Below are 22601 nucleotides of genomic sequence, written 5' to 3' on the forward strand. Positions count from 1 at the left end.
GGAAAGAGGAGCCACCCTGGCGGATACCGGTAGCAGAAAGGTCTGAGGAGACGGAGGCGACCGAAATGTCGCACGAAGGAGGAGAACAATGGACAAGATGAAGATGACGGTCATGACGGCCGTAGCAGTCTCGGCACTTTCATTCGCATACACGAATGCAATGGCCGGCGAGGTGGTCTGGTGGACGCCGAACTGGGGCCAGGCGCGAGCGGAGAAACTGGCTGCCGATTTCCAGAAGGCCAATCCCGATATCACGATCAAGATGGAGATCACGACGGCAAACGGCCTGCCGCAGCGCATCCTGACTGCGCTGCAGTCCGGCGCGACGCCAGATATTATCGAGGTTCAGCATCCCTGGGTTCAGGGCTATGCGCATAATGGTCTGGTGCTGCCGGTTGACGATGTCATCGAGGACAAGGACGATTACAACAAGGCGGCGATCAACTACGACACCTATGACGGCAAGCTCTACGGCATTCCGTATCGCATCGAATGCGTGGGCATGCTTTATAACATCAGCGACTTCCAGGCAGCCGGGCTCGATCCTGCCAATCCGCCGCAGACCTGGGCTCAATGGACGGACGCGGCAAAGAAGCTGACGACGGGCGGCAAGTTCGGCATGGCGATCACCGGCGGCGGTGAGGTCGGCAATACCGTTACCCGTCTGCTGCCGCTAATCTGGATGAATGGCGGGGACGTCATCAGCGTCGATGGAAAGACCGCCGTGGTCAATACGCCGGAAGCGGTCGCTGCGGTCAAATTCTACACGGACTTCTACAAGAACAAGTACTCGCCGGATTCGACGCTGCAGAATGACGGCATTGCCAACCGCCAGCTCTTCATCGCCGGCAAGGTATCCATGTATCAGGCCGGTCAATTCGACATCGCCCCGATCATGCAGGCAAAGCCCGACATGAAGCTTGGCGCCATGGCAACACCGCACCCGGAGGGTAAGCAGACTGCCGGTATCATTGGCGGCTGGAGCTATGTGATCCCGAAGGATGCCAAGAATCCCGACGATGCCCGGAAGTTCATCAAGTTCCTCGCGACGTCGGACAATCAGGGCTTCTTCACCGATACGTTCCCGGCCCGCGCTTCGGCCCTGTCTCAGCCGCGATTCCAGGATCCCATGCTCAAACAGTTCGCGGCCATGCTTCCCTTCGGCCGGCCGGCGCCGAACACGCCCCGCTGGGTGGAGATTTCGCAAGCCCTGTTCGATGGCGTGCAGCGGGTTCTTTCCGGCGATCAGGATCCGCAGGCATCCATGGATCAGGCCAAGGATGAAATTCAGGCGCTGCTCGACAGCTGATGAAGCGCCGAGCAGGCAAGGTGGTTTTGCAGCGGGCGGCGTCGGCGCCGCCCGCGCCGCCGACGCCAGATGATATTCCCGCCGCATCACAAGAAAGGTCGCCCCATGGGCCGCCCATCTACAGGTCTTCTGTTTGTCCTGCCCGCCATGATCGTGCTGGCCATGCTGATCGCCTATCCGATCGCCTATACGGCCCTGCTCAGCGCCACCAATGCGCAGGGCGCTTTCACAGGCAGGAATTTCGTGAATGTGCTGCGTCCGCCGGTGACGCGGCAGGCCTTCGTCAATCTCATCTATTTCGTCGGCGGGTCGATCGTCTTTCAGGTGGCGCTCGGCACGGCGACGGCCATCCTGCTCAACCAGCAATTTACCGGCCGTGCCATTCTGCGTTCGATAACGCTCATTCCCTGGGTCGTTCCCGGTATCGTTGCCGCGACAACGTGGGCATGGATGTTCCACACCGAATTCGGCATCATCAACTACATGATGACCGGCGCCGGCATCATCCCGGCGCCGGTCAGCTGGCTGACGGATAGCGGTACCGTCATGCCGGTTCTGATCGCCATCAACGTCTGGAAGCTGTTTCCGTTCGTGGCGATTATGGTTCTCGCCGGCCTGCAGGCGATCCCGAAGGAGCTTTATGAGGCGGCCAAGGTCGACGGCGCCAATTTCTGGGAGGAGGTCTGGTACGTCACGCTGCCGCAGGTCCGTCCGGTCATCACCGCGGTAACGCTGCTGCTGGTCATCTGGGGCCTCAACTCGATCACGCTGATTTACGCCATCACCAAAGGTGGGCCTGCCAACAAGACGCTGATCACGCCGATCCAGATCTTTCGGCTCGCTTTCGAGAGTTTCCAGTTCAATCAGGCGGCGGCGCTGTCGGTCATCTTCTTCCTTGCGGCGGCTGTGCTCGTGGCGATCTACCTGAAGGTTCTGGCGGCAAGGCCGGGAGAGGCGTGATGGTACGAAGAAACCGCCTTGGAACGCTGACGATTGCACTCTGCTCGCTTGTTCTCGTGGCCGTCTGCCTCTTCCCCTTCGCCTGGATGGCGCTGTCCTCGATCAAGACGCTTCCCGAACTTTACACGGTGCCGCCGCATTGGCTGCCGTCGGCGCCGACGATCGGCAACTATGTCAACGTCATCTTCAGCTCGAACATTCCGCGCTACTTCCTGAACAGCGTCGTGATCTCTGTCGGTTCCACAGGCCTTGCGCTGATCCTGGCAATCTTTGCGTCCTACGGCTTTGCCCGTTTCGAGTTCCGCGGCAGGCGCTTTCTGCAATCGCTGGTGCTGATCGGCCAATTGCTGCCGACGGCGGCGATCATCGTGCCGCTCTTCATCACGCTGCGCTATCTGCACCTGGTCAATACCTATTGGGGTTTGATCCTGGTCTACATGATCATCACCCTGCCGCTCAGTGTCTGGATGCTGACGAGCTATTTCCGGGCGATACCTGTCGAGCTGGAAGAGGCCGCGACGATCGACGGCGCCTCGCGCCTCGGCGTGCTTTTTCGCATCACGCTTCCGCTCTCCACGCCTGGGCTGGTGGCTGTCGTGGTCTATGCTTTCGTGACCACCTGGAACGAGTTCATCTTCGCGCTCTGCTTTGCAACGGATTCCTCGGTCAAGACCCTGCCGATCGGCCTTGCGGAATTTTCGACCGAGTTCAACACCGATTGGGGAGCGGTCATGGCCGCCTCCATGGTGATGACGGTGCCGATCGCTCTCCTGTTCCTCTTCTTCCAGAACCTTTTCGTCGGCGGACTGACGGCAGGGGCGACCAAAGGCTGAATGAAACTTCTGATCAGGGCGAGGGCGGCGCGCGTTCGGCGGGTTCGGCTTCAACCGAGAGCGCTTCGCCAATCGCGTAGAAATGGCCGCCCGCAACGTGGTGCAGGCTGCGCCATTCCGGGCCGGCCGTTTCAAAGTGCCAGTGCCCGTCGCGGAAGACGCGATCGTCCGCCCACGCGGCGGTTACGTCACCGATGAACAGGTCGTAGGCATCCCGGATATGAGGCTCATCGACCAGTTCGCAGGCGAGCCAGGCCGAGCAGCCTTCCACGAAGGGCAGGTCGTGACCCGGGACGTCAAAAACCGTCACCCCTGACGCCTGCAATTTGTCCGGCTCCTCATAGAGGCTGCGATTTCCAACCTCGTGGGTCAGCCGGAGTTGAGCGACCGTGGGCACCTGTATGACGAAACGCCTGCTCGCCTCGAGCAGCGTGCGCGTTCGGGCAATCCTGTCGACGACGACGGTCAGCTTCGGGGGATCTATATCGAGCGCGCAGCACCAGGCGGCGGCCATCACGTTGTCGATGCCGTTGTGCCGGGCCGACACCAGAACCGTTGGCCCGTAATTGATCAGCCGAAAGGCCTTCCTGAGTTCAACCGCTTTCATATGCTCGTTCATTTGAAGCCCGGTGGTGAAATTGCGGTCGTGTATTTCGCGCGATAAGGCATGTGCGGAGCCGATTGCATCCGTAAACTGATCGCCCGCCACTCCTCTTCGAGGACCATGTCTCCTTAAGCGTGGGCGGCGAAAGAATGCAAGCGGACAGAGAAACCGGCCAATCCGACAATGGCGCTCATGCGTCGGCTGTCAGGGAAGGGCCGGCGGAAACGCATCCCAGCCCTCCTTGACGGTTTCCATCGCCGGGTTCGTCGATGTGCTTGCGACATACGGGAGCGTTGAAATCTTTTCCCCGAGTACGCGACGATACTTGCCGATATCGCGCGTGCGAACCTTCAGGAGATAGTCGAAGCGCCCGGCGATCATGTGGCACGCCTCGACTTCCTTGATCTTCTTCACGGCCTCGTTGAATCTCCTGAGGGCATCCTCGGTGGTATTCGACAGCTTTACCTCCACAAAGGCGATATGGTCGAGCTGCATCTTGGACGGGTTCAGGACCGCCTTAAACCCCTCGATGAATCCTTCGGACACGAGGCGTTTGAACCGCAACTGGCAGGGTGTCTTTGAAAGACCGACGCGCGCCGCCAGGTCCGTGATGGACATTCTGCCATCTTCGGTCAGTGCCTCGATGATCTTTCTGTCGAACTGGTCAAGTTCACTAAAAGTGCCGCCTTCAGTAGCCATTTCGATCTCCAGATATCAATAAATAAGATCAATGTCTCTATTGCGGATGAAAATCCAGTGAGATCGACAATCTGCGTTGTGCTACCTCTGTGCCGTGGCTCCTGAGGGACGACTATGGGCACGGCGCGGGAATGGATATCGGGAGAGGATTTTCCGGAGCGCAGGCGGGATGAATTCCTGACGCGTGGCAGCAAGATCGATCCCGTTCGCCGGATTGGACGATGTCACGCGAGGGGCGTATCATCGCGTGGCCATTGTTCGGCGGATACCCGATGACCAAGGACCTTCAAAATCGACCGAACTGGGGCGGACGCTCTGGGGCGGCGCCTTCTTCCGGAAAGCTCTTCGGGCCACGAATTGCGACAGTTTCAAATTCAACCAACGCTCCTAAGTAGGCTCTGCAATGCTCAAAGTCGTCGCTGACAACGGCCCTGGTTCAAATTCATCCGAACCCTTCGCGCAGTTCGCACCTCCGATCCGCGAGCAGTCGGACCTGCGTAAGGCAGTCACGGCGGCCTACCGCCGCCCGGAAACCGAATGCCTGCCGCCTCTTGTCGAGGCCGCCCGGCTTTCCGCCGACACAAAGGCGGCCGTGCGCAACACTGCGCGCAGGCTGATCGAGGCGCTTCGTGCCAAGCACAAGGGAACCGGCGTCGAAGGATTGGTTCAGGAATATTCGCTCTCAAGCCAGGAGGGTGTTGCCCTTATGTGTCTTGCCGAAGCTCTCCTGCGCATTCCGGATACAGCGACCCGTGACGCCCTGATCCGCGACAAGATTTCCGAGGGCGACTGGAAGTCTCACCTTGGCGGCGGCCGCTCCCTGTTCGTCAATGCCGCGACCTGGGGACTGGTCGTCACCGGCAAACTGACCGCCACCGTTAACGATCGCAGCCTCGCGGCGGCGCTGACGCGGCTGATCGCCCGCTGCGGCGAGCCGGTCATACGCCGCGGCGTCGACATGGCGATGCGCATGATGGGCGAGCAGTTCGTGACCGGCGAGACGATCGACGAGGCACTGAAACGCGCACGTCCGCTCGAAGCCCGGGGCTTCCGCTATTCCTACGACATGCTGGGCGAGGCTGCGACGACGGCAAAGGACGCCGAACGCTACTATCGGGACTATGAAAACGCCATCCACGCGATCGGCAAGGCCTCGGGCGGCCGCGGCGTCTATGAAGGGCCGGGGATCTCCATCAAGCTGTCGGCGCTCCATCCCCGCTACGTCCGCGCCCAATCAAAGCGCGTCATGGATGAGCTCTTCCCGCGGGTGCGCGAACTTGCACTGCTTGCGCGAAAATACGACATCGGCCTGAACATCGATGCCGAAGAGGCCGACCGGCTTGAACTGTCTCTCGACCTTCTCGAGGAACTCAGCCTCGACGCCGAACTGCAAGGCTGGAACGGCCTGGGTTTCGTCGTCCAGGCCTACGGCAAGCGCTGCCCGTTCGTTCTCGACTATATTATCGATCTTGCCCGCCGCTCCGGCCGGCGCATGATGGTGCGTCTCGTCAAGGGCGCCTACTGGGATGCGGAGATCAAGCGTGCGCAGCTTGACGGCCTGCCGGATTTCCCGGTCTATACGCGCAAGATTCACACGGACGTCGCCTATGTCGCATGCGCGCGCAAGCTGCTGGCTGCGACGGATGTCATCTTCCCGCAGTTCGCCACGCATAACGCCCAGACGCTGGCGACGATCTACCATCTTGCGGGTCCCGATTTCCAGGTCGGGAAATACGAGTTTCAGTGCCTTCACGGCATGGGCGAACCTCTCTACGACGAGGTGGTGGGACAACAGAAACTTGACCGCCCGTGCCGCATCTACGCGCCGGTCGGAACGCATGAGACCCTGCTTGCCTATCTCGTACGCCGCCTGCTCGAGAACGGCGCGAATTCCTCGTTCGTGAACCGCATCTCCGATCCGAACATTTCCGTCGACGACCTCGTCGCCGATCCGGTGGATCTCGTCGAAGCCAACAATCCCGTCGGCAAGCCGCACGATCTTATCGCTCTTCCCAGGGACCTCTACGGCAGCGACCGCAGGAACTCGTCGGGTCTCGATCTTACCAATGAAGACGAACTGCGCCGGCTCGCTGCAAACCTGGTAATGACCGCAAAGACGTCGTGGCACGCCCTGCCGCTTCTGGCTGACGGTTCTGAAGAAGGAGAAACCCGGCCGATCCTCAATCCAGCAGACCATGGTGACGCGGTCGGACAGGTGACGGAAGTCCGCGCAGAAGACGCGGCCAGGATTGCGGCCCTTGCCGCTCGCGGGGCAGGGGAGTGGGCGGCTGTAGCGCCTGCCGAACGGGCCGCGTGCCTCGATCGCGCAGCCGATATCATGCAGGCCCGTATCGAGCAGCTGATGGGCATCATCATGCGCGAGGCGGGCAAGTCCGCTGCAAACGCGATCGGCGAGGTGCGTGAAGCCATCGATTTCCTTCGCTATTATGCCGAGCAGGCAAGGAAAACGCTCGGACCGGCTCACGTGCCGCTGGGCGCCGTCGTCTGCATCAGCCCATGGAACTTTCCGCTGGCCATCTTCACCGGCCAGGTCGCAGCAGCCATCGTCGCCGGAAACTCTGTCATGGCAAAGCCGGCCGGCGTCACGCCGATCATCGCCTATGAGAGCGTGAAGATCCTACACGAAGCGGGCGTGCCAAGGGGCGCGCTCCAGTTCGTGCCCGGAAGTGGCCGTCTGGGCGCGGCGCTCATCGATTCTCCCGAAACGGCGGGCGTCATGTTCACCGGATCCACCGGTGTTGCGCGCATGATCCAGGCGCAGCTCGTCCAGCGATTGTCGAAATCCGGGAAGCCCATTCCGCTGATCGCCGAAACCGGCGGCCAGAACGGCATGATCGTCGATTCCTCGGCCCTGGCGGAGCAGGTCGTCGCCGACGTCATAAGCTCGGCGTTCGACAGCGCCGGCCAGCGCTGCTCGGCCCTGCGCGTCTTATGCCTGCAGGAGGACGTGGCCGACCGCACCCTGGCCATGCTCAAGGGCGCCCTTCGGGAACTCACGATCGGACGAACGGACAGCCTGAAGATCGACGTCGGCCCGGTCATCACCGCCGAGGCGAAGGCGGAGATCGACGGCCATATCGCAAAGATGCGCGCCGCCGGCTGCAAGGTCGACCAGCTTCCGCTGCCGGCCACTGCCGATCTTGGAACCTTTGTGGCTCCCACAATTATCGAGCTCAAGAAGCTCTCCGAGCTGACGAAGGAAATTTTCGGCCCGGTGCTGCATGTGATCCGCTATCGGCGCGAGGAACTCGACCGCCTGATCGACGACATCAACGGCTCTGGCTACGGCCTGACCTTCGGCCTTCATACCCGTCTCGACGAAACCATCGCCCACGTCACCAGCCGGGTGCAGGCCGGCAACCTCTATGTGAACCGGAACATCATCGGCGCGGTTGTCGGTGTCCAGCCGTTCGGGGGGCGCGGACTTTCGGGCACGGGTCCCAAGGCCGGCGGCCCGCTCTACATCGGACGTCTCGTTCAGACGGCACCGGTTCCTCCCCAGCACAGCTCCGTTCATATCGATGTGGCGCTCACGGATTTCGCGCTCTGGCTCTCCCGGATGGGGCGGGCGCAGGACGCGGAGGCGGCGCGCGAACTGGGAAGCCTCTCGGCGGTTGGCCTGGAAAAGGAGCTCGCAGGTCCTGTCGGCGAGAGGAACCTGTACGCTCTTCATCCGCGAGGCAAGGTTCTGCTCGTGCCGCTAACGGAGCTTGGCCTCTATCGTCAGATCGCTGCCGGTCTTGCAACCGGAAACCGCCTGTTCGTCGATGAAGCTTCCGGCCTCAGATCGCTCGCCGGGGATCTTCCGCAACGAGTTGCCGCACGCGTCACCTGGACGTCCGACTGGAACCGGGACGGTCCGTTCGCGGCGGCGTTGATAGAGGGCGATGCAACACGCGTTCTCGAGGTCAACAAGGCCATCGCCGCGCTTGAGGGACCGCTGGTTCTTGTCCAGTCGGCGACCACCGAAGAGATCGAGAACGATATCGAGGCCTATTGCCTGAACTGGCTCGTCGAGGAGGTGTCGACCTCCATCAACACGGCCGCCGCCGGCGGCAATGCCAGCCTCATGACGATCGGCTGAGTACGGAAAACTGATAGGGCGTCGTGCGTTCAGTCGATGCCCATATCGATGGCCCCCTGGGAAAATTGGGCAGCTCACCCACGCGCATCATGCCGTCGTCCAGGTGATGAATTACCGTGGGTCTTATGCGGATTGGCGCCCTGGATGACGCTCCGGCGCCGACTGCGGATCTTCTGGATGACTTCGAGGCGATGCAACTCTTTCTGCGACATGGTGATCAAACAGGACATGACGACTCCGACCGCTCCTGATCTCAACCGGGCTGAAGATCGTCATCCTTGCTCCCGACATTGGCATTGACCAGTGCATCGAGAGGCGAGACTGTCGCATTACTAAATAGCCTCTACACCCCTACACATTTAGATCGCATAACGTATCTTATGGAACTTTCTTTTGTGACCAAGCGGCGAGGTTATTGCATTGATCCTGCGGGCTTGGGATCGCTTGACGCGATGTTCCCCGGCCGATCCGAGCTTGGAGCAGCGACGACCTGACGCTTGCACAGCTTTTTGGTGAGTACCTTGCGCGATTTACGCTCGTGCTCTGCCGTCAAGGCTGTCGTCTCGTCACTTATCGGGGTCCGCCTAGCGAAAGCGGAGGTCGTCCGTCGGAGACAACTTGCGCGCTTGCCCACAACCATGCAGGCCGCTGCCGAAGCGCTGAAAACGAGGAGCAAGATTGTCGAAAGCTCTGATCTCCGCCTTCAAGGGACCGGAGTTTTCAGCACGCCGTTGCTGGCAGAAAAGGTCCCTTTCGCCGTTCGCCCAAGGGCCAGCCGGCGCAAATCCAATTCACAATCCGCTCCAGCAGCCACATGTGCAGTGCACAAATAGAACGCTATTGCAAAAGCAGGAGCCGTCAGCCATGCCTAAATCATCGCCAAGATAGACCTAAGCTCATAAAATAGGCAATCGATTTTTCCGGAAATTCGTCTTTTTATTCATAGTGTTACAAAATTCTTCGAAATTGGCACGCCGATTGCAATCCTTCCTGGTGCATCGGTCAACGGCGACCGACGCAGATAGGCGCGACATAAGCGCTTACATTAGACACCGACGTCGCAAGGATTGCCATCCGGGATTCCCCAATCCCGAGAACGCATTCCGGCGGCGTTTTTTTGTGTCCAAATTCAGCCAGCAGAGGGAACCTGCGCATGACAAAGAATTCGACACCCGGCATCACGCGCCGCAGCATGCTCAAGACGACCGCGACGGCCGCCCTTATCGGCGCTGTCAAAACCGCCTTTCCGTCCGGTGCCTTCGCGGCCGGGTCTGGACCAGAAGTGACAGGCGTCAAGCTAGGCTTCATCGCTCTGACGGATTCCGCCCCGCTGATCATCGCCAAGGAAAAGGGCCTCTTCGCCAAATACGGCCTTCCGGAAACGGATGTCGCCAAACAGGCCTCATGGGGAGCGACCCGCGACAATCTCGTCCTTGGCGGCGCTGCCAACGGCATCGACGGCGCTCATATCCTCTCCCCGCTGCCCTATCTCATGCATACCGGCAAGGTGACGCAGAACAACAAGCCCGTGCCGATGGCAATCCTTGCCCGCCTCAATCTGGACAGCCAGGGCATTTCGGTCGCCAAGGAATATGCCGAAACCGGCGTGCAGCTCGACGCTTCGAAGCTCAAGGCGGCCTTTGAGAAGAAGAAGGCGGAGGGCAAGGAGGTCAAGGCCGCCATGACCTTCCCAGGCGGCACCCACGATCTATGGATCCGTTACTGGCTCGCCGCCGGCGGCATCGACCCGAACAAGGACGTTTCGACCATCGTCGTGCCGCCGCCGCAGATGGTCGCAAACATGAAGGTCGGCAACATGGACGTCTTTTGCGTGGGCGAACCGTGGAACGAGCAACTCGTCAACCAGGGCATCGGCTTTACGGCAGCCACCACCGGCGAACTCTGGAAGGGCCATCCCGAAAAGGCGCTCGGTCTGCGCGCCGACTGGATCGAGAAGAATCCCAATGCCGCCAAGGCCCTGCTGATGGCCGTCATGGAGGCTCAGCAATGGTGTGACAGCATGGACAACAAGGCGGAGATGGCCGAAATTCTCGGCAAGCGCCAATGGTTCAACGTTCCCTCGAAGGATGTGCTCGGCCGCCTCAAGGGTGACATCAACTATGGCAACGGCCGTGAGATCAAAGCCTCCGACCTCTACATGAAGTTCTGGAAGGACGGCGCCTCCTATCCCTTCAAGAGCCACGACACCTGGTTCATGACGGAAAACATCCGCTGGGGAAACCTGCCGGCCAATACCGACGTGAAAGCGCTGGTCAACCAGGTGAACCGCGACGATCTCTGGCGGGAGGCCGCCAAGGATCTCGGCGTCGCCGCAGCCGACATTCCCGCCTCGTCCTCGCGCGGCAAGGAAGTCTTCTTCGACGGCAAAATCTTCGACCCCGAAAATCCTTCGGCCTATCTCGACAGCCTGTCGATCAAGGCAGTCTCCTGACCTCTCCCGGCGCGTGATGCGCGCCGGCCCGTTTTCACCTGAGGAGCACGTCGATGTCCGCCCTTGCTAGTGACCACACCCCCTCCCCGACCGCCCCCGCCAAGCCGGCGGCAACGGTCCTGCCGTTTTCCGGCAGGCGGGGATCGCTGTTCAACCTCCGCCATGCGGGACTGGCCGCACTTCGCAATGTCCTTCCGCCGGCCGTCGTATTGGCGCTCGTCCTGCTCGTCTGGCAGGTATTGTGTTCTTCCACGACTGCGTCTCTGCCCTCGCCGCACCAGGTGTGGCAGGACAGCTACGATCTGATTGCCTTTCCCTTCTTCAACTACGGCTCCCAGGATATCGGTCTCGGCTGGCGCGTGCTCGTTTCGTTGCAACGGGTCGGCTATGGTTTCGGGCTTGCCGGCGTTGCCGGTGTCGTCATCGGCGCGGTCATCGGCCAGTCGGTCTGGGCGATGCGCGGCCTCGATCCGCTTTTCCAGGTCCTGCGTACGGTTCCACCGCTCGCCTGGCTGCCGCTTTCGCTCGCCGCCTTCCAGGATTCCAACCCTTCGGCGATCTTCGTCATCTTCATCACCTCCGTCTGGCCGGTGATCATCAACACCGCTGTTGGCGTGCGCACCATCCCGCAGGACTACCGCAACGTCGCCAAGGTGCTGCGCCTCAATCAGTTCGAATTTTTCTGGAAGATCATGCTGCCGTCGGCAGCCCCTTATATCTTTACCGGCCTCAGGATCGGCGTCGGCCTCTCCTGGCTTGCGATCGTCGCTGCGGAAATGCTGACTGGCGGCGTCGGTATCGGCTTTTTCATCTGGGACGCGTGGAACTCGTCGCGACTTCCAGACATCATCGTCGCGCTCGCCTATATCGGCGTCGTGGGCTTCGCCCTCGACAAGCTGGTGGCGGCGCTCGGCAAACTCGTCGCCCGCGGGGCCACGGCCAGCTGAGGATCATAGCCATGAACGCCTATCTGAAACTCGATCGCATCGACAAGCATTTCGATCGCGGCGGCGTGCGCGCCGAAGTCCTGAAAGATATCAACCTGACGATTTCCCAAGGAGAGTTCGTCTCGATCATCGGCCATTCGGGCTGCGGTAAATCAACACTGCTCAATCTGATCGCCGGCCTCACCCCGGTTTCCGCAGGCGCCGTGCTCCTCGAAAATCGCGAGGTCAACGAACCGGGTCCCGAACGCGCCGTCGTCTTCCAGAACCATTCGCTCCTGCCCTGGCTGACGGTCTACGAGAACGTCAACCTCGCCGTCTCTAAGGTCTTCAACAGCACGAAGACCAGGGCTGAGCGGCATGATTGGGTCATGGCCAATCTCGACCTCGTGCAGATGGCGCATGCCAGGGACAAGCGGCCCTCGGAAATATCGGGCGGCATGAAGCAGCGTGTCGGCATTGCGCGCGCGCTTTCAATGGAGCCGAAGATCCTGCTGCTGGACGAGCCTTTTGGTGCGCTGGACGCATTGACCCGCGCGCATCTTCAGGACGCGGTTATGGAAATTCACGCACGGCTCGGCAACACGATGGTGATGATCACGCATGATGTCGACGAAGCGGTTCTGCTATCCGACCGCATCGTGATGATGACCAACGGGCCGGCGGCCCGCATCGGCGAAGTGCTCGACGTGGCCATCAAGCGTCCTCGCAACCGTATCGAACTCGCGTCCGACCGGACATATCTCAAATGTCGCGAAGCGGTCCTGAAGTTTCTCTACGAAAGGCATCGCTTCATCGAAGCTGCGGAATAGACGCTGCGCCTTTGCCGGCGGACTGATTGCGGCCCGGTTTCGCGTCCGGTCCGCGATCATCTGCGGACTCGCATCGGCAGGCACGGGATATCCCGTGCCTATCGCTTTCGCCAGTAGGCCGTCACGCTGTGCATTTCACGCGGCAATTTCAGGTCTTCGCGCGCCAGGCGCCGAATTGCCAGAAAGTCATCGCGCTCGCACCCGGCCCAGATAAAGGGGGCAGCTCCCTCATGGGATGACAGGTATTGTGCCAGCGCCGCACTCAGTTGCATCGTGGTGCCGGCGCCTCTCTTGTCGCGATAGAGGTATGTCAGGTCGACATTTGCGGCGGAGGGAAAATCGTAGTGATCGGCCGCGCTGTCGATTTCTGCGAAAACACGGGCTCTCGAGTGCTCGGGGAGCTGCTCGACGATTCGCGCCATTGCTGGCAACGCGGTCTCGTCGCCTAGAAGGAGAACCGAGCGTGCGTCCGGAATTTCGTTTCCGCCGGGCGCAAAAATCCCGACAACGTCACCCGGAAAGGCATCGCGGCCGAAGGCGGCACCGGGGGCCGGGAGGCCGCATGGTTCATGCAGGACGAAGTCGATCTCGATCTCGCCGCGTGCAAGATCGAGCCGGCGGATGGTGTACACGCGCGCCGAAAGCGCATCCTCGCCGCCCGGCCAAATGATCCGCCCGTCCGCGCCGACCGAAGGCCATATGGCGTCCCGTCCTTTCTGGGCAAACAGCAGGCGAACGTGCAGGCCGCCGGCCACATAGGTCTCAAAAGCCTCTCCGCGAAAAGTGACCCGTTTCATGTGCGGGGTGACCAGCCTTGAGGATACGACCTCGATGGTCTGGAAGAATGCAGGCTTGCGATCAATCTGCGGAGCGCCATCCCAGGCCATTGACCGATCTGCCGAGAGCGGCTGCGCGGCCCAATGTTCCGCCACAGCCATCTTGACATAGGACAATCGGATGGCGTCTTCCGCCTCCGCCGTAACACATATGCGATCACTCTCGACTTTGAGAATTGCCTGTCCGTATCGAAGACGAACGACATGCGTCTCGCCGTCAGTCCTGACCTCGGCATATTCACGGAACATGTCGAGCAGGCTCGCGGCCGCCGAGCGGGCATCGCCGTGGGACAGCATGGCATGAGATCTCACTGCGTCCTCCGCAACAAAAGGAAGATCGGGACAACAGCGGCAAGGCATATGCCGCTTGTTCCGGCAAAAATGCTGACATAGCCCAACCGCTCCGCGAGCCATCCGGCGCCCAGCCCGCCAGCGATGCTGACGATGCCGTCCATGCACTGGAAGACAGTGAAGTCCACGCCCGCCTGTTTCGGATCGGACCAGTCCATAAACTGCGCATAGAGCGCCACGAATCCGATCGACATGATACCGGAGGAACTCGCGATCGCGATTGCGAGCATGAGATGCCGCGGCATGTCGCCAGTGAGGCCCGCATAGGCCAGGCCCAGGAGCAGCGCCGCCTGCGTGACCAGAGCTCCCGCAATCACGGCGCGCACGCCAAAAATGCGGACGAGCGCACCGCCGGCAAGGGCGCCGGCGAGCCCGACGAACATGCTCCCTGCCCCGTTCAGGGCGCCGATCGTGGCAAGGTCAAGGCCCTGGTCGATGAGGAACGGCCCAAGCATGGAAAGCCCCCATTTCTGAGCGGCGACGAACAGTGCCGTTGCGATCATGCCGCGCCGGATCTCCGGGCGGCGAACGGTTGCGGCCAGAGAAGGCGTATGGCTGCGCTGCCGTTCTTCCTCTTTCGCTGCGGGCCCCAGGGAAAAGGGCAGGCTGAGGGCCAGGATGGCGCCGGCCATGGCAAAGCAGGCGTAGTGCCAGCCGATCCAATCGACAAGAACGAGGAAGAGACCGCCGCCGATCGCCGAACCGAGGTAGGAGCCTCCCACCTGCGCGGCATTTCCCCAGCCATGGTGTCGCTTTGCGAGGTTTTCCACCGCGTAACCGTCGCAAGCGATATCGACCGTTGATGCAACCAGTGCGACGAGCGCCAGACAGGCGATGACGGGAAGCAGAACGCCGGGATTGAGGAGCCCAACCAGGGCGATGCCGACAACGCAGATGAGATTGCCGCTGAGTACGATGACGTTCGATCGATTGCGGCCGGCTGCCGGCAGGCGGAACCGCTCGATATAGGGCGACCACAGGAACTTCAACGCCCATGGAAGCACCGTCAGATAGAGAAGGCCGATCTGATCGAGAGGCAAACCCTCTTGCCTGAGCACCGCCGGCAGGCCAAGCATCGTCACGCCGCCGATGACGCTCTGCGCTATGTAGACGCCGCCGATGGCGATGAAGATCGCCACCGGAGAGGGGAATTGAACGGGGGCTTCCGTCGTGCTCATCAGAAGCTGTACTTCACGCTGGCAACGACCTTGCGACCTTCGTCATAATAGCAGAAGCCGGTCGTGCAGACCTGGTTGACCTCGTCCAGCAAATTGGTCGCGTTGACCTGCAGCTTGATGCCTTCCATCGCCGGATTGCGCTTGCCGAAATCGTAGCGCAATGCAGCATCGACGAAGGTGCGCGCCCCGTTGTCGAGCACCGGCGTGTGAACGTTGTCGCCGAAGCTCGAGCCGATATAACGCACGCCGGCGCCGAGCCCCAGCCCCTCCAAGGCACCGCTCTGAACCTCATAATCGGCCCAGAGGGAGAACATGTGGTAAGGCGAGGAGTTCAGCTGGTTGCCGACCGTCTCAGGGGTGAGCTTGGTGATCTCGACGTCATTGTAGGAATATCCGCCCGTGAAGCTCAGGCCGTTGTCGAGCGAGGCGGTGACTTCAAGCTCGAAGCCGCGCGAGCGCAGGTCGAGCTGCCGCAGTAGATTGACGCCGGACGACGTTTCGTAGACCGAGGCATTCTTCTGGTCGATATTGAAATAGGCGGCAGAAACCAGGACGTTCTGGTTCGGGAGCTGGTATTTGAGGCCGATCTCGTATTGCTTGCCGAGCGTGGGATCGGCCTGATGGGCGCCGCCGCCCGACGTGAGCACGACACCAGGATTTGCGACGTAAGACGTGCCGTAGCTTACATAGGGCATGACGTTCCACGGCGTCACGTACCCGATCGCTGCGCGTCCCGTTGTCTCGCTGTCGTTCCGGGCATAATCAACGTCGCCCGGCGTATATTCGCTTCGGTGCCAGTCGTGCCGCAGACCGGCGGAGATGCGCCAGGCGTCGATCTCGACCTGGTCCTGCAGATAGATGCCGACCGAATTCTGCTTCTGCTTTTCGTAATAGGTGATCGCCGGCACATAGGTATAGCTGTCCGTGAACAGGTCCGGCCCGCTGCCCTGCCGGGCATCGTATTTCATGAAGCTATAATCCACGCCACCGATGAGCTTGTGGTGCGCGCCGCCGGTTTCGAACTCGCCTTCCAGATAGGTATCGGTCGCGAGGCCGCTATTGTCTTCGTAACCAATGCCAGGGAAGGCGTCGAAGACCCATTCCTGCTTGGCTGAAAGTCCGGAGTAGCGCAGCTTGTGATGAAGGGTCAGGCCTTCGGAGAATTCGTGTTCGAACTCATATCCGATGCGCCATTGCTTCTGGGTAAAGTCGTTGAACCTGGCATCGCCCCCATAGACGGGAGTGGCGCCGATGGACGTTCCAGAGGGACCGTAAGTATTGATGTAGCCCCAGGTGCCGCCGGTCGTGGAATCCATATACTCGCCGAGAATGGTAAGCTTCGTGCCCTCATCCGGCTTCCACGTCAACGCGGGAGCGATCATGAGACGATCATCCTTGATCGCCTCGATTTCGTTGCGCGCATCGCGTGCCACGCCGGTCAGCCGGTAAAGAAGGACACCGTCATCCGTGAGAGGTCCGGAAATGTCAAAAGCAGCCTGCTTGCGTCCGTATGATCCATATTGAAGTTCGATCTCCCGGAGCCGTTCTTCGGTCGGCCGCTTGGAAATGATATCGACGATACCGCCGGAGCTGCTGGCGCCGTAAAGGGACGCAGCCGGGCCGCGTAGGACGGTCAGGGCTTCCACACCATATGGCTCGATCCGGAAAAGACCGTTGGGGCTGCTGATCTGGCGCAGGCCGTCACGGAAAATGCCGGTATATGTCAGGTCGATACCGCGAATCTTGAATGCGTCGTAGCGGGGCTCGGCACCATATTGGCCGGCGCGAACGCCGGGTGTGTAGCTCACCGCCTCGGTCACATTCTGCGGCAACCGATCGTCGAGCTGCTTGCGGCTGATGATCGAAACCGACTGCGCCGTTTCCGCGACTGGAGTATCGGTCTTTGTTGCGGTGCGGCTCGATTTGGGAACGTAACCATCTGTTTCGACGACACCGGCCACGCCCTCGCTTGAGCCCGTGAGAACGATCGGCGCCAAGGTCGTGGGGTTTTCGCTGGTTGTCGCGCCGCCTGCCGCCTGGCCCCAGGCAGCATCGCCAATGGCTATGCCGACGCCCGCAATGGCGACCGTCGACAAGAGCCTGAGTTTTCCGTGATTTAATATCATAAGACGCCCCCAAAACTCGCGCGCATAAGGATGCTAAACATGACTCATGCATTCCACTTTATATCGGGGTGCTGCTAAACAAGCTTTTGGCGCGACGCAAGGCCTCCGGGAGATAAAGTTGTCTTTTTCAGACAAGAATAAAGCGCCGCCCCAAATCGACAGACGATCAATCGCCGATTGCACCCGGCTGACGCGCAGGCTGAATTCCCGCTCCGGCGACGCAGACGCCCCTTCTCACGCCCGCGAGCCCCGCCGTCCGTCACTCGCTGGGGATGGATAGCCGGCACGATTTCGTCGACGAACCGCGCCAATTTTATGCACGACGCTGGCCCGCTTTTGCATATTGCTTAATAAACGAGCATTCGTATACACTTTTTGAGTTCTGAACCGAATGCGGCATAGGTCCACCTCTAAAAATCAAACGGTTAGCAAATCTGGTACGGTGCTTGCTTCGAAAGGGCAGAGTTGGCGGATGAGGTACCGGCACTTTCCAGACGTGCAGCTGGGACGATGCGAGGTCGGTGAACCAATAGATGGGCGGGGCCTTTGATGTCATGACCGATATGGATGGTTTGTCGGTCGGTGCCGCCGGCGATGCCGTTACGACCGACGACGGGGCCATCGCCACAACCTCTATCATTGTTATTCTGGAGGAATGCTGATCCATGCTGCCGACCATTCTTGATCTGACAAGCCTTCGCGCAGCCTATGAGGCGGGCCACAGCCCGCTCGATATTGTCGAGATCGTCATTGCCCGTCGCGCCGCCTCCAGCGATCCGGCAATCTTCATCACGCCGACGACTGATGACACGCTGCGGTCAGAAGCCCGGGCTTTGATGGAACGTGCACCTGAACCGAACAGTCTGCCGCTCTGGGGCATCCCCTTTGCGGTGAAGGACAATATCGACGTGGCCGGCCTGCCGACGACGGCCGCCTGCCCTGCTTTCGCCTACCGGCCCGAGAAGGACGCGACCGTCGTCGCGCGGTTGCGGGCAGCCGGCGCGATCGTGATCGGCAAGACCAATCTCGATCAATTCGCGACCGGTCTCAACGGCACGCGCTCGCCCTACGGCGCACCGCGTTCGGTGTTTGATGCCGATTATATTTCGGGCGGATCGAGTTCCGGTTCGGCGGTGACGGTGGCCTCCGGGCTTGCCGCCTTCGCGCTCGGCACCGATACGGCCGGCTCGGGCCGTGTGCCGGCCGCCTTCAACAATCTCGTCGGCATCAAGCCGACGCCGGGCCTCCTGCCGAACACCGGCGCCGTGCCGGCCTGCAGGAGCATCGACTGTATCACCATCTTTGCTGCAACCGTCGGCGACGGGGTCGCGATCCGCAAGGTCGCCGAGGGCTTCGATGAGGCTGATGCCTTTTCGCGCCGCGCCGCGTCCGCAGCCCTTCCGGCCGCCCGCCTGCGCGTCGGCGTCCTTGATGGGGCGGAACGAGAGTTTTTCGGCGATGCCGATGTTGAGGCACTCTATGATCAGGCTATCGCGCGAGCCAGGGCGCTCGGTGCCGCCATCGTTCCTTTCGACTATGCGCCCTTTCGGGAAGCCGCTTCGCTTCTCTACGACGGCCCCTGGGTCGCCGAGCGTCTGGCCGCCATCGAAGGTTTTCTGGCGAGCAATGCCGCCGATTTCGATCCTACGGTTCGCAAGATCATCGAAGGCGCCAAAAGCAAGACCGCCGTCGATGCCTTCAACGGCCGCTACCGGCTCGAAGACCTGCGGCGCAGAACGGAGGCCGAATGGGCGAAAGTCGATCTCCTGCTGCTGCCGACGGCACCGACGACCTACAAGGTCGCCGATATGCAAGCCGATCCGATCGTGCTCAATGGCAGGCTTGGCCGCTACACGAATTTCGTCAATCTGCTCGATTGTGCGGCGATCGCCGTTCCTGCCGGCTTCGGCAGCAACGGCCTGCCCGGTGGCGTGACACTGGTTGCGCCGGCCTTCACCGATGACGCACTGGCGCCGCTCGCCGATGCGCTGCATCGTGCGGCCGCAGCCGGCATGGGCGTCGATCGCGCCGCGACCATCCCCGAGCAGAGCCGTATCGCTTCGCCGGCGGACGACACTGTCGCCATTGCGGTGGTCGGAGCGCATTTGACCGGCATGCCGCTCAATCACGAGCTGACGGCTTTGGGCGGCACGTTTGTAAAGGCTTGCCGGACGGCAGGCGATTATCGCCTATTCGTGCTGCCGGACACCGTACCGCAGAAGCCCGGCCTGATCCGCGAACCCGGATATGACGGACATGGACTGGCGATCGAGGTCTGGGCGCTGCCGCCCGACGGCTTCGGCCGTTTCGTCGCCGGGATTCCCGCCCCGCTCGGCATCGGCAAGGTCACGCTGGAGGATGGCTCGAACGTGTCGTGTTTCCTCAGCGAAGCCCATGCCGTGAGGGATGCCGAAGAGATTACCGCATACGGCGGCTGGCGGGCCTACGTCCGCAGCGGAGCGGCCGTCTGAGGCCACAGGGCGGACACCGCGGCAACGGCGACCCTATCCCCCGCTCCCGAGTTTCTTGTCCGGGAATACCAGCGACTTGATGACGACAGGAACCGCGCCTGACGTTTCCAGCATAGCGCCGATGTCGATGTAGTCGAATTCATCGAGCTTGATGCCGTCGATCGAGACAAGCGACGAAATGCCCGCTTCAAGCTTGCAGTGCATTCCGACAAGGCCGCCCACATCGCCATTGCCGACGAGAATCAGCGGATGTCCCCGAGAAAGGATCGGTTTCAGGCCCTCGATCACACCACGGCAGAAGCCGTCCAGCCGGCGATAGCTGGCCGAGCCGTCCCAATCGTAGCAGACAGCGACCGGGCTTTCGCCATTGCCGAGATCGAGCCGCGACAGGGATTCGGTGATGCGGGCCGCCACTTCCGACGGTTCGATCCTGTCGGCGAAATCGATCGCGGGCTTGATGACCGGTATATTGCGTACCGGCAGGAGGCTCAGCGGATGGACGAAGATGGTACTGCCGCTCACCTGCACCGTATATTGCGACGCTCCGACGACGGTGGCACGGATGCCCTGCTCCGGCTTTTCGAGCCGAGGCGACCAGTTCTCCAGCCTTTCGCGCAACAGCTGCGCAAGCAGCGGCCCGAGGTCGCTGAAATTCTCTGTCTCTTCGGCATAGAGGAATTCGGACACGCCGCCGGATACGGTCACGACGTCAGGCAGCAGCCCTGCCGGCAAGGGCGGCAGGCGATGCAGGCCGACCGTCGCCTCACTCATTTCGCCGCCCCGCATGGCTTCAAAAAGCTGATCGACCATTGCAGAGGCGAGGAGCCGCGCATCCGCCTCGCAGAGTGTTTCGCCGAGCGATACGTTGATGCCTGTCTTGCGACCGAAATAGCGGCCGGCCTCTTCGACGCGGGTGATCTTCCTGTTTTCGTCGAAAGCGACAATGCGCGCGCCGATGTCGATGGCGGCGATATGGCGGATGGTGCCTTCCGCGCAATAAGCGAGTTTCGACGTGCCGCCGCCGATGTCGACGTTCAACACAGCCTGCCCCGTGCGCCCGGAAAGCGCGACGGCGCCGGAGCCGAAGGCCGCGAGCGTCGTCTCCAGCCCGTCGCCGGCGCTGACCACCACGAACTTACCGGTTTCCTCCGAAAACAGTGTGCCAATAGCCCGCGCATTGCTTCGGCGCACGGCAACACCCGTCAGGATCAGGGCGCCCGTGTCGATGTCGGCGGGCGTGATGCCGGCTGCCTTGTACTGATCGGCAAAGAAGGCGCCGAGCGCATCGGCGTCGATCTCGTCATCGCCGCGATAGGGCGTCAGCAGCACATCGGACTGGTGCAGCAGCGTCCGCTCCACGACCATGTAGCGCGTGTCGAGCCGCTCCAGCACGATGCGGGAGAAGGCGAGATGCGAGGTCGAGGAGCCGATATCGATGCCGACGCTGGTCAGCACGATTTCGTCCTCGAGCTCCATGCTGCGGCCGATATTCGAAAAGAATATCCGGCCGCCCTGTTCTTCCTCGTCGTCGGACATGATCAGACGACGGTCGATTTCTTCTTCGTCGTATCGGACGGCTTTTCGTACCATTCCGGCTTCATGCGAACCTCGACGCCGTTCTTCTTCAGGAGCGCCTCATACTCCTGGCGAATATAGGGATCCTCCATCCAGTAAGGGATGGCGGTGCCGCCTTCGTTGACGTCGATCGCCGTATAGTCCGTATGTTTTTCGCCAGGCGCACCCGGATCGCGGCCCGGATTGTGCGGGCCGAACCAGGCGGTCAGGCGGAAGTCATCCTTCGAGACGCTGAAATGCTGGTGATACCAGCGCGCGCCGCCGGGAGCTGCCGTCACCATGCCGAACGGGCCGTAATCGAGGCGGCGGACACGGTCGGCGTGGCCGTTCGCCCAAGGATTGACGCCGCATTCTTCCGGCCAGGTATAGGTATAACCTTCGCCCTTCAGGCAGATCAGGATTGCCGCCGACGTGTGGGCATGGGCCTTGGAGTAGCGGCCGTTCTCATGCTGGCCGATCCAGTAGTAGAAATTGTTGTTGGTCATGAAGGGCTCGACGCGGCGGTAGCCGACGGAGCGGCGGTTATCGAGCGGCAGGTCGCAATTGACCGCATCCGGCAGGAAGTTGGTGCGGCGCATGGCAAGCCCGCGTACCGGATCGGGCTCGATCTCTTCGCGATATTTGTAAAAATCGTCGGCGCCCGAGAAACGGTCGCGGAAGACGAAGGGATTGTTGTAGACGGCATCGAAATTCTGGATGGCGTTGATCACCACCGGTGCCGTCGTGCCGCCGAGCAGCAGCGCCGGGCTGTTGGTGGCGTTGACGATGCGGTGCCAGGCATTCATCGGGATCGAGAACATCGATCCTTCCTGCCATTCGAAGACGTGCTTCTTGCCTTCGCCTTCGAGCCAGACTTCCGTCGAGCCGCGACCTTCCACGACGAGGTAGATTTCCTCGTACATATGCTTTTCCGGGTTCAGTTCACCCGCGGCCGGAACCTCGACGAGGTGACAGCCCCATTTGGTTTCGGTGCCGTAGAGCTGGATATAGGTGCCGCGGCCGCCGGTACGCTTCCACGGCTTCAGCGGCAGGTTCTTGACGTTGGAAACGCCGAGATCGCGGAAGACGGGGATGCCTTCCTCTTCCATGAACTGGTCATAGGGCGTCGGCTGCTTCTTGAACTCGCCGAAGCCTGCCTTCTTCGTGCCGGCCGGCTCGTGCCAGTGCGTGCCTGTGCCGCCGCCAAGTGGATCCTGATGCATGGGTTTCTCCTCTCGATACGAGGTCGCTCCAGGCATTTCCTGTCCCGGAGCGCTCCTCCCAACCAAATGTTCCTTTATATGGAACATCGTTCCTATTTAAACTCAACGTACATCCGCCCGCCCTGCAAATCAAGGCCGTGCAGC

General features: G+C 61.3%; 15 protein-coding genes. 8 read left to right on the forward strand and 7 right to left on the reverse strand.

What is annotated here, in order from left to right; translation table 11 throughout:
• Positions 1-88 precede the first annotated feature (88 nt).
• From ACFPWW_RS15330 to ACFPWW_RS15340, 3 genes are all read left to right on the forward strand, one after another.
• A complete protein-coding gene (locus tag ACFPWW_RS15330) occupies positions 89-1309 on the forward strand; it encodes an ABC transporter substrate-binding protein (protein ID WP_377312391.1) in 1221 nt (406 codons plus the stop codon).
• A gap of 105 nt (positions 1310-1414) precedes the next feature.
• Positions 1415-2269: a carbohydrate ABC transporter permease gene (locus ACFPWW_RS15335; RefSeq protein ID WP_377312392.1), complete on the forward strand. Its 855-nt coding sequence runs from the start codon at positions 1415-1417 to the stop codon at positions 2267-2269.
• On the forward strand, positions 2269-3102 hold the full coding sequence (locus tag ACFPWW_RS15340) for a carbohydrate ABC transporter permease (RefSeq protein ID WP_112564282.1): 834 nt from the start codon (positions 2269-2271) through the stop codon (positions 3100-3102). The genes ACFPWW_RS15335 and ACFPWW_RS15340 overlap by 1 nt, the downstream gene beginning before the upstream one ends.
• A 13-nt stretch (positions 3103-3115) precedes the next feature.
• On the opposite strand, the gene ACFPWW_RS15345 is transcribed toward ACFPWW_RS15340, so the two are convergent.
• Both ACFPWW_RS15345 and ACFPWW_RS15350 read right to left on the reverse strand, forming a co-directional pair.
• Positions 3116-3811: a flavin reductase family protein gene (locus ACFPWW_RS15345; protein ID WP_377312393.1), complete on the reverse strand. Its 696-nt coding sequence runs from the start codon at positions 3809-3811 to the stop codon at positions 3116-3118.
• 99 nt (positions 3812-3910) lie between these two features.
• The gene (locus tag ACFPWW_RS15350) at positions 3911-4405 is read right to left on the reverse strand and encodes an Lrp/AsnC family transcriptional regulator (protein WP_112704106.1); all 495 of its coding nucleotides are present in this window, start codon (positions 4403-4405) and stop codon (positions 3911-3913) included.
• 403 nt (positions 4406-4808) lie between these two features.
• Between ACFPWW_RS15350 and putA the strand changes: the two genes are divergently transcribed.
• From putA to ACFPWW_RS15370, 4 genes are all read left to right on the forward strand, one after another.
• Positions 4809-8510 carry a trifunctional transcriptional regulator/proline dehydrogenase/L-glutamate gamma-semialdehyde dehydrogenase gene (putA, locus tag ACFPWW_RS15355; RefSeq protein WP_377312394.1) on the forward strand — a complete coding sequence of 1234 codons (3702 nt, stop codon included), beginning with the start codon at positions 4809-4811 and terminating at the stop codon, positions 8508-8510.
• 1153 nt (positions 8511-9663) lie between these two features.
• Positions 9664-10962, forward strand: a complete 1299-nt coding sequence (locus ACFPWW_RS15360) for a CmpA/NrtA family ABC transporter substrate-binding protein (RefSeq protein ID WP_377312395.1) — start codon at positions 9664-9666, stop codon at positions 10960-10962.
• A gap of 53 nt (positions 10963-11015) precedes the next feature.
• Positions 11016-11909, forward strand: a complete 894-nt coding sequence (gene ntrB, locus ACFPWW_RS15365; RefSeq protein ID WP_377312396.1) for a nitrate ABC transporter permease — start codon at positions 11016-11018, stop codon at positions 11907-11909.
• 11 nt (positions 11910-11920) lie between these two features.
• A complete protein-coding gene (locus tag ACFPWW_RS15370; protein ID WP_377312397.1) occupies positions 11921-12718 on the forward strand; it encodes an ABC transporter ATP-binding protein in 798 nt (265 codons plus the stop codon).
• Positions 12719-12816: 98 nt separating this feature from the next.
• On the opposite strand, the gene ACFPWW_RS15375 is transcribed toward ACFPWW_RS15370, so the two are convergent.
• From ACFPWW_RS15375 to ACFPWW_RS15385, 3 genes are read right to left on the reverse strand one after another with little or no spacing between them, the layout of a single operon-like run.
• Complete coding sequence (locus tag ACFPWW_RS15375) at positions 12817-13851, reverse strand: DUF2218 domain-containing protein (protein ID WP_377312398.1); 1035 nt, start codon at positions 13849-13851, stop codon at positions 12817-12819.
• An 11-nt stretch (positions 13852-13862) separates the two neighbouring features.
• Positions 13863-15083: an MFS transporter gene (locus ACFPWW_RS15380; protein ID WP_377312399.1), complete on the reverse strand. Its 1221-nt coding sequence runs from the start codon at positions 15081-15083 to the stop codon at positions 13863-13865.
• Positions 15083-17209 (reverse strand): TonB-dependent siderophore receptor, encoded by a 2127-nt coding sequence (locus ACFPWW_RS15385; protein WP_377312400.1) that lies wholly within the window; start codon positions 17207-17209, stop codon positions 15083-15085. Before ACFPWW_RS15385 ends, ACFPWW_RS15380 begins: the two co-directional genes overlap by 1 nt.
• Positions 17210-17874: 665 nt before the next feature.
• Between ACFPWW_RS15385 and atzF the strand changes: the two genes are divergently transcribed.
• Positions 17875-19680, forward strand: coding sequence for an allophanate hydrolase (gene atzF, locus ACFPWW_RS15390; protein WP_377312401.1), 1806 nt, complete (start codon positions 17875-17877; stop codon positions 19678-19680).
• A gap of 33 nt (positions 19681-19713) precedes the next feature.
• On the opposite strand, the gene ACFPWW_RS15395 is transcribed toward atzF, so the two are convergent.
• Together ACFPWW_RS15395 and ACFPWW_RS15400 are read right to left on the reverse strand one after the other, a co-directional pair.
• Positions 19714-21270 (reverse strand): ethanolamine ammonia-lyase reactivating factor EutA, encoded by a 1557-nt coding sequence (locus ACFPWW_RS15395; RefSeq protein ID WP_377312402.1) that lies wholly within the window; start codon positions 21268-21270, stop codon positions 19714-19716.
• A complete protein-coding gene (locus ACFPWW_RS15400; RefSeq protein WP_112753669.1) occupies positions 21219-22457 on the reverse strand; it encodes a cupin domain-containing protein in 1239 nt (412 codons plus the stop codon). Before ACFPWW_RS15400 ends, ACFPWW_RS15395 begins: the two co-directional genes overlap by 52 nt.
• Between the last annotated feature and the right edge of the window lie 144 nt (positions 22458-22601).

The sequence above is a fragment of the Rhizobium sp. GCM10022189 genome (assembly GCF_042656325.1).
Lineage (GTDB): Bacteria > Pseudomonadota > Alphaproteobacteria > Rhizobiales > Rhizobiaceae > Rhizobium.

Bases quoted from the DNA above. Each gene is read 5' to 3' on its own strand.
- ACFPWW_RS15340 (WP_112564282.1), top strand. From the start codon at position 2,269: ATGGTACGAAGAAACCGCCTTGGAACGCTGACGATTGCACTCTGCTCG.
- ntrB (WP_377312396.1), top strand. From the start codon at position 11,016: ATGTCCGCCCTTGCTAGTGACCACACCCCCTCCCCGACCGCCCCCGCC.
- ACFPWW_RS15375 (WP_377312398.1), bottom strand. From the start codon at position 13,851: ATGCTGTCCCACGGCGATGCCCGCTCGGCGGCCGCGAGCCTGCTCGAC.
- ACFPWW_RS15380 (WP_377312399.1), bottom strand. From the start codon at position 15,083: ATGAGCACGACGGAAGCCCCCGTTCAATTCCCCTCTCCGGTGGCGATC.
- atzF (WP_377312401.1), top strand. From the start codon at position 17,875: ATGCTGCCGACCATTCTTGATCTGACAAGCCTTCGCGCAGCCTATGAG.
- ACFPWW_RS15385 (WP_377312400.1), bottom strand. From the start codon at position 17,209: ATGATATTAAATCACGGAAAACTCAGGCTCTTGTCGACGGTCGCCATT.
- ACFPWW_RS15360 (WP_377312395.1), top strand. From the start codon at position 9,664: ATGACAAAGAATTCGACACCCGGCATCACGCGCCGCAGCATGCTCAAG.
- putA (WP_377312394.1), top strand. From the start codon at position 4,809: ATGCTCAAAGTCGTCGCTGACAACGGCCCTGGTTCAAATTCATCCGAA.
- ACFPWW_RS15395 (WP_377312402.1), bottom strand. From the start codon at position 21,270: ATGGTACGAAAAGCCGTCCGATACGACGAAGAAGAAATCGACCGTCGT.
- ACFPWW_RS15335 (WP_377312392.1), top strand. From the start codon at position 1,415: ATGGGCCGCCCATCTACAGGTCTTCTGTTTGTCCTGCCCGCCATGATC.
- ACFPWW_RS15330 (WP_377312391.1), top strand. From the start codon at position 89: ATGGACAAGATGAAGATGACGGTCATGACGGCCGTAGCAGTCTCGGCA.
- ACFPWW_RS15350 (WP_112704106.1), bottom strand. From the start codon at position 4,405: ATGGCTACTGAAGGCGGCACTTTTAGTGAACTTGACCAGTTCGACAGA.
- ACFPWW_RS15370 (WP_377312397.1), top strand. From the start codon at position 11,921: ATGAACGCCTATCTGAAACTCGATCGCATCGACAAGCATTTCGATCGC.
- ACFPWW_RS15400 (WP_112753669.1), bottom strand. From the start codon at position 22,457: ATGCATCAGGATCCACTTGGCGGCGGCACAGGCACGCACTGGCACGAG.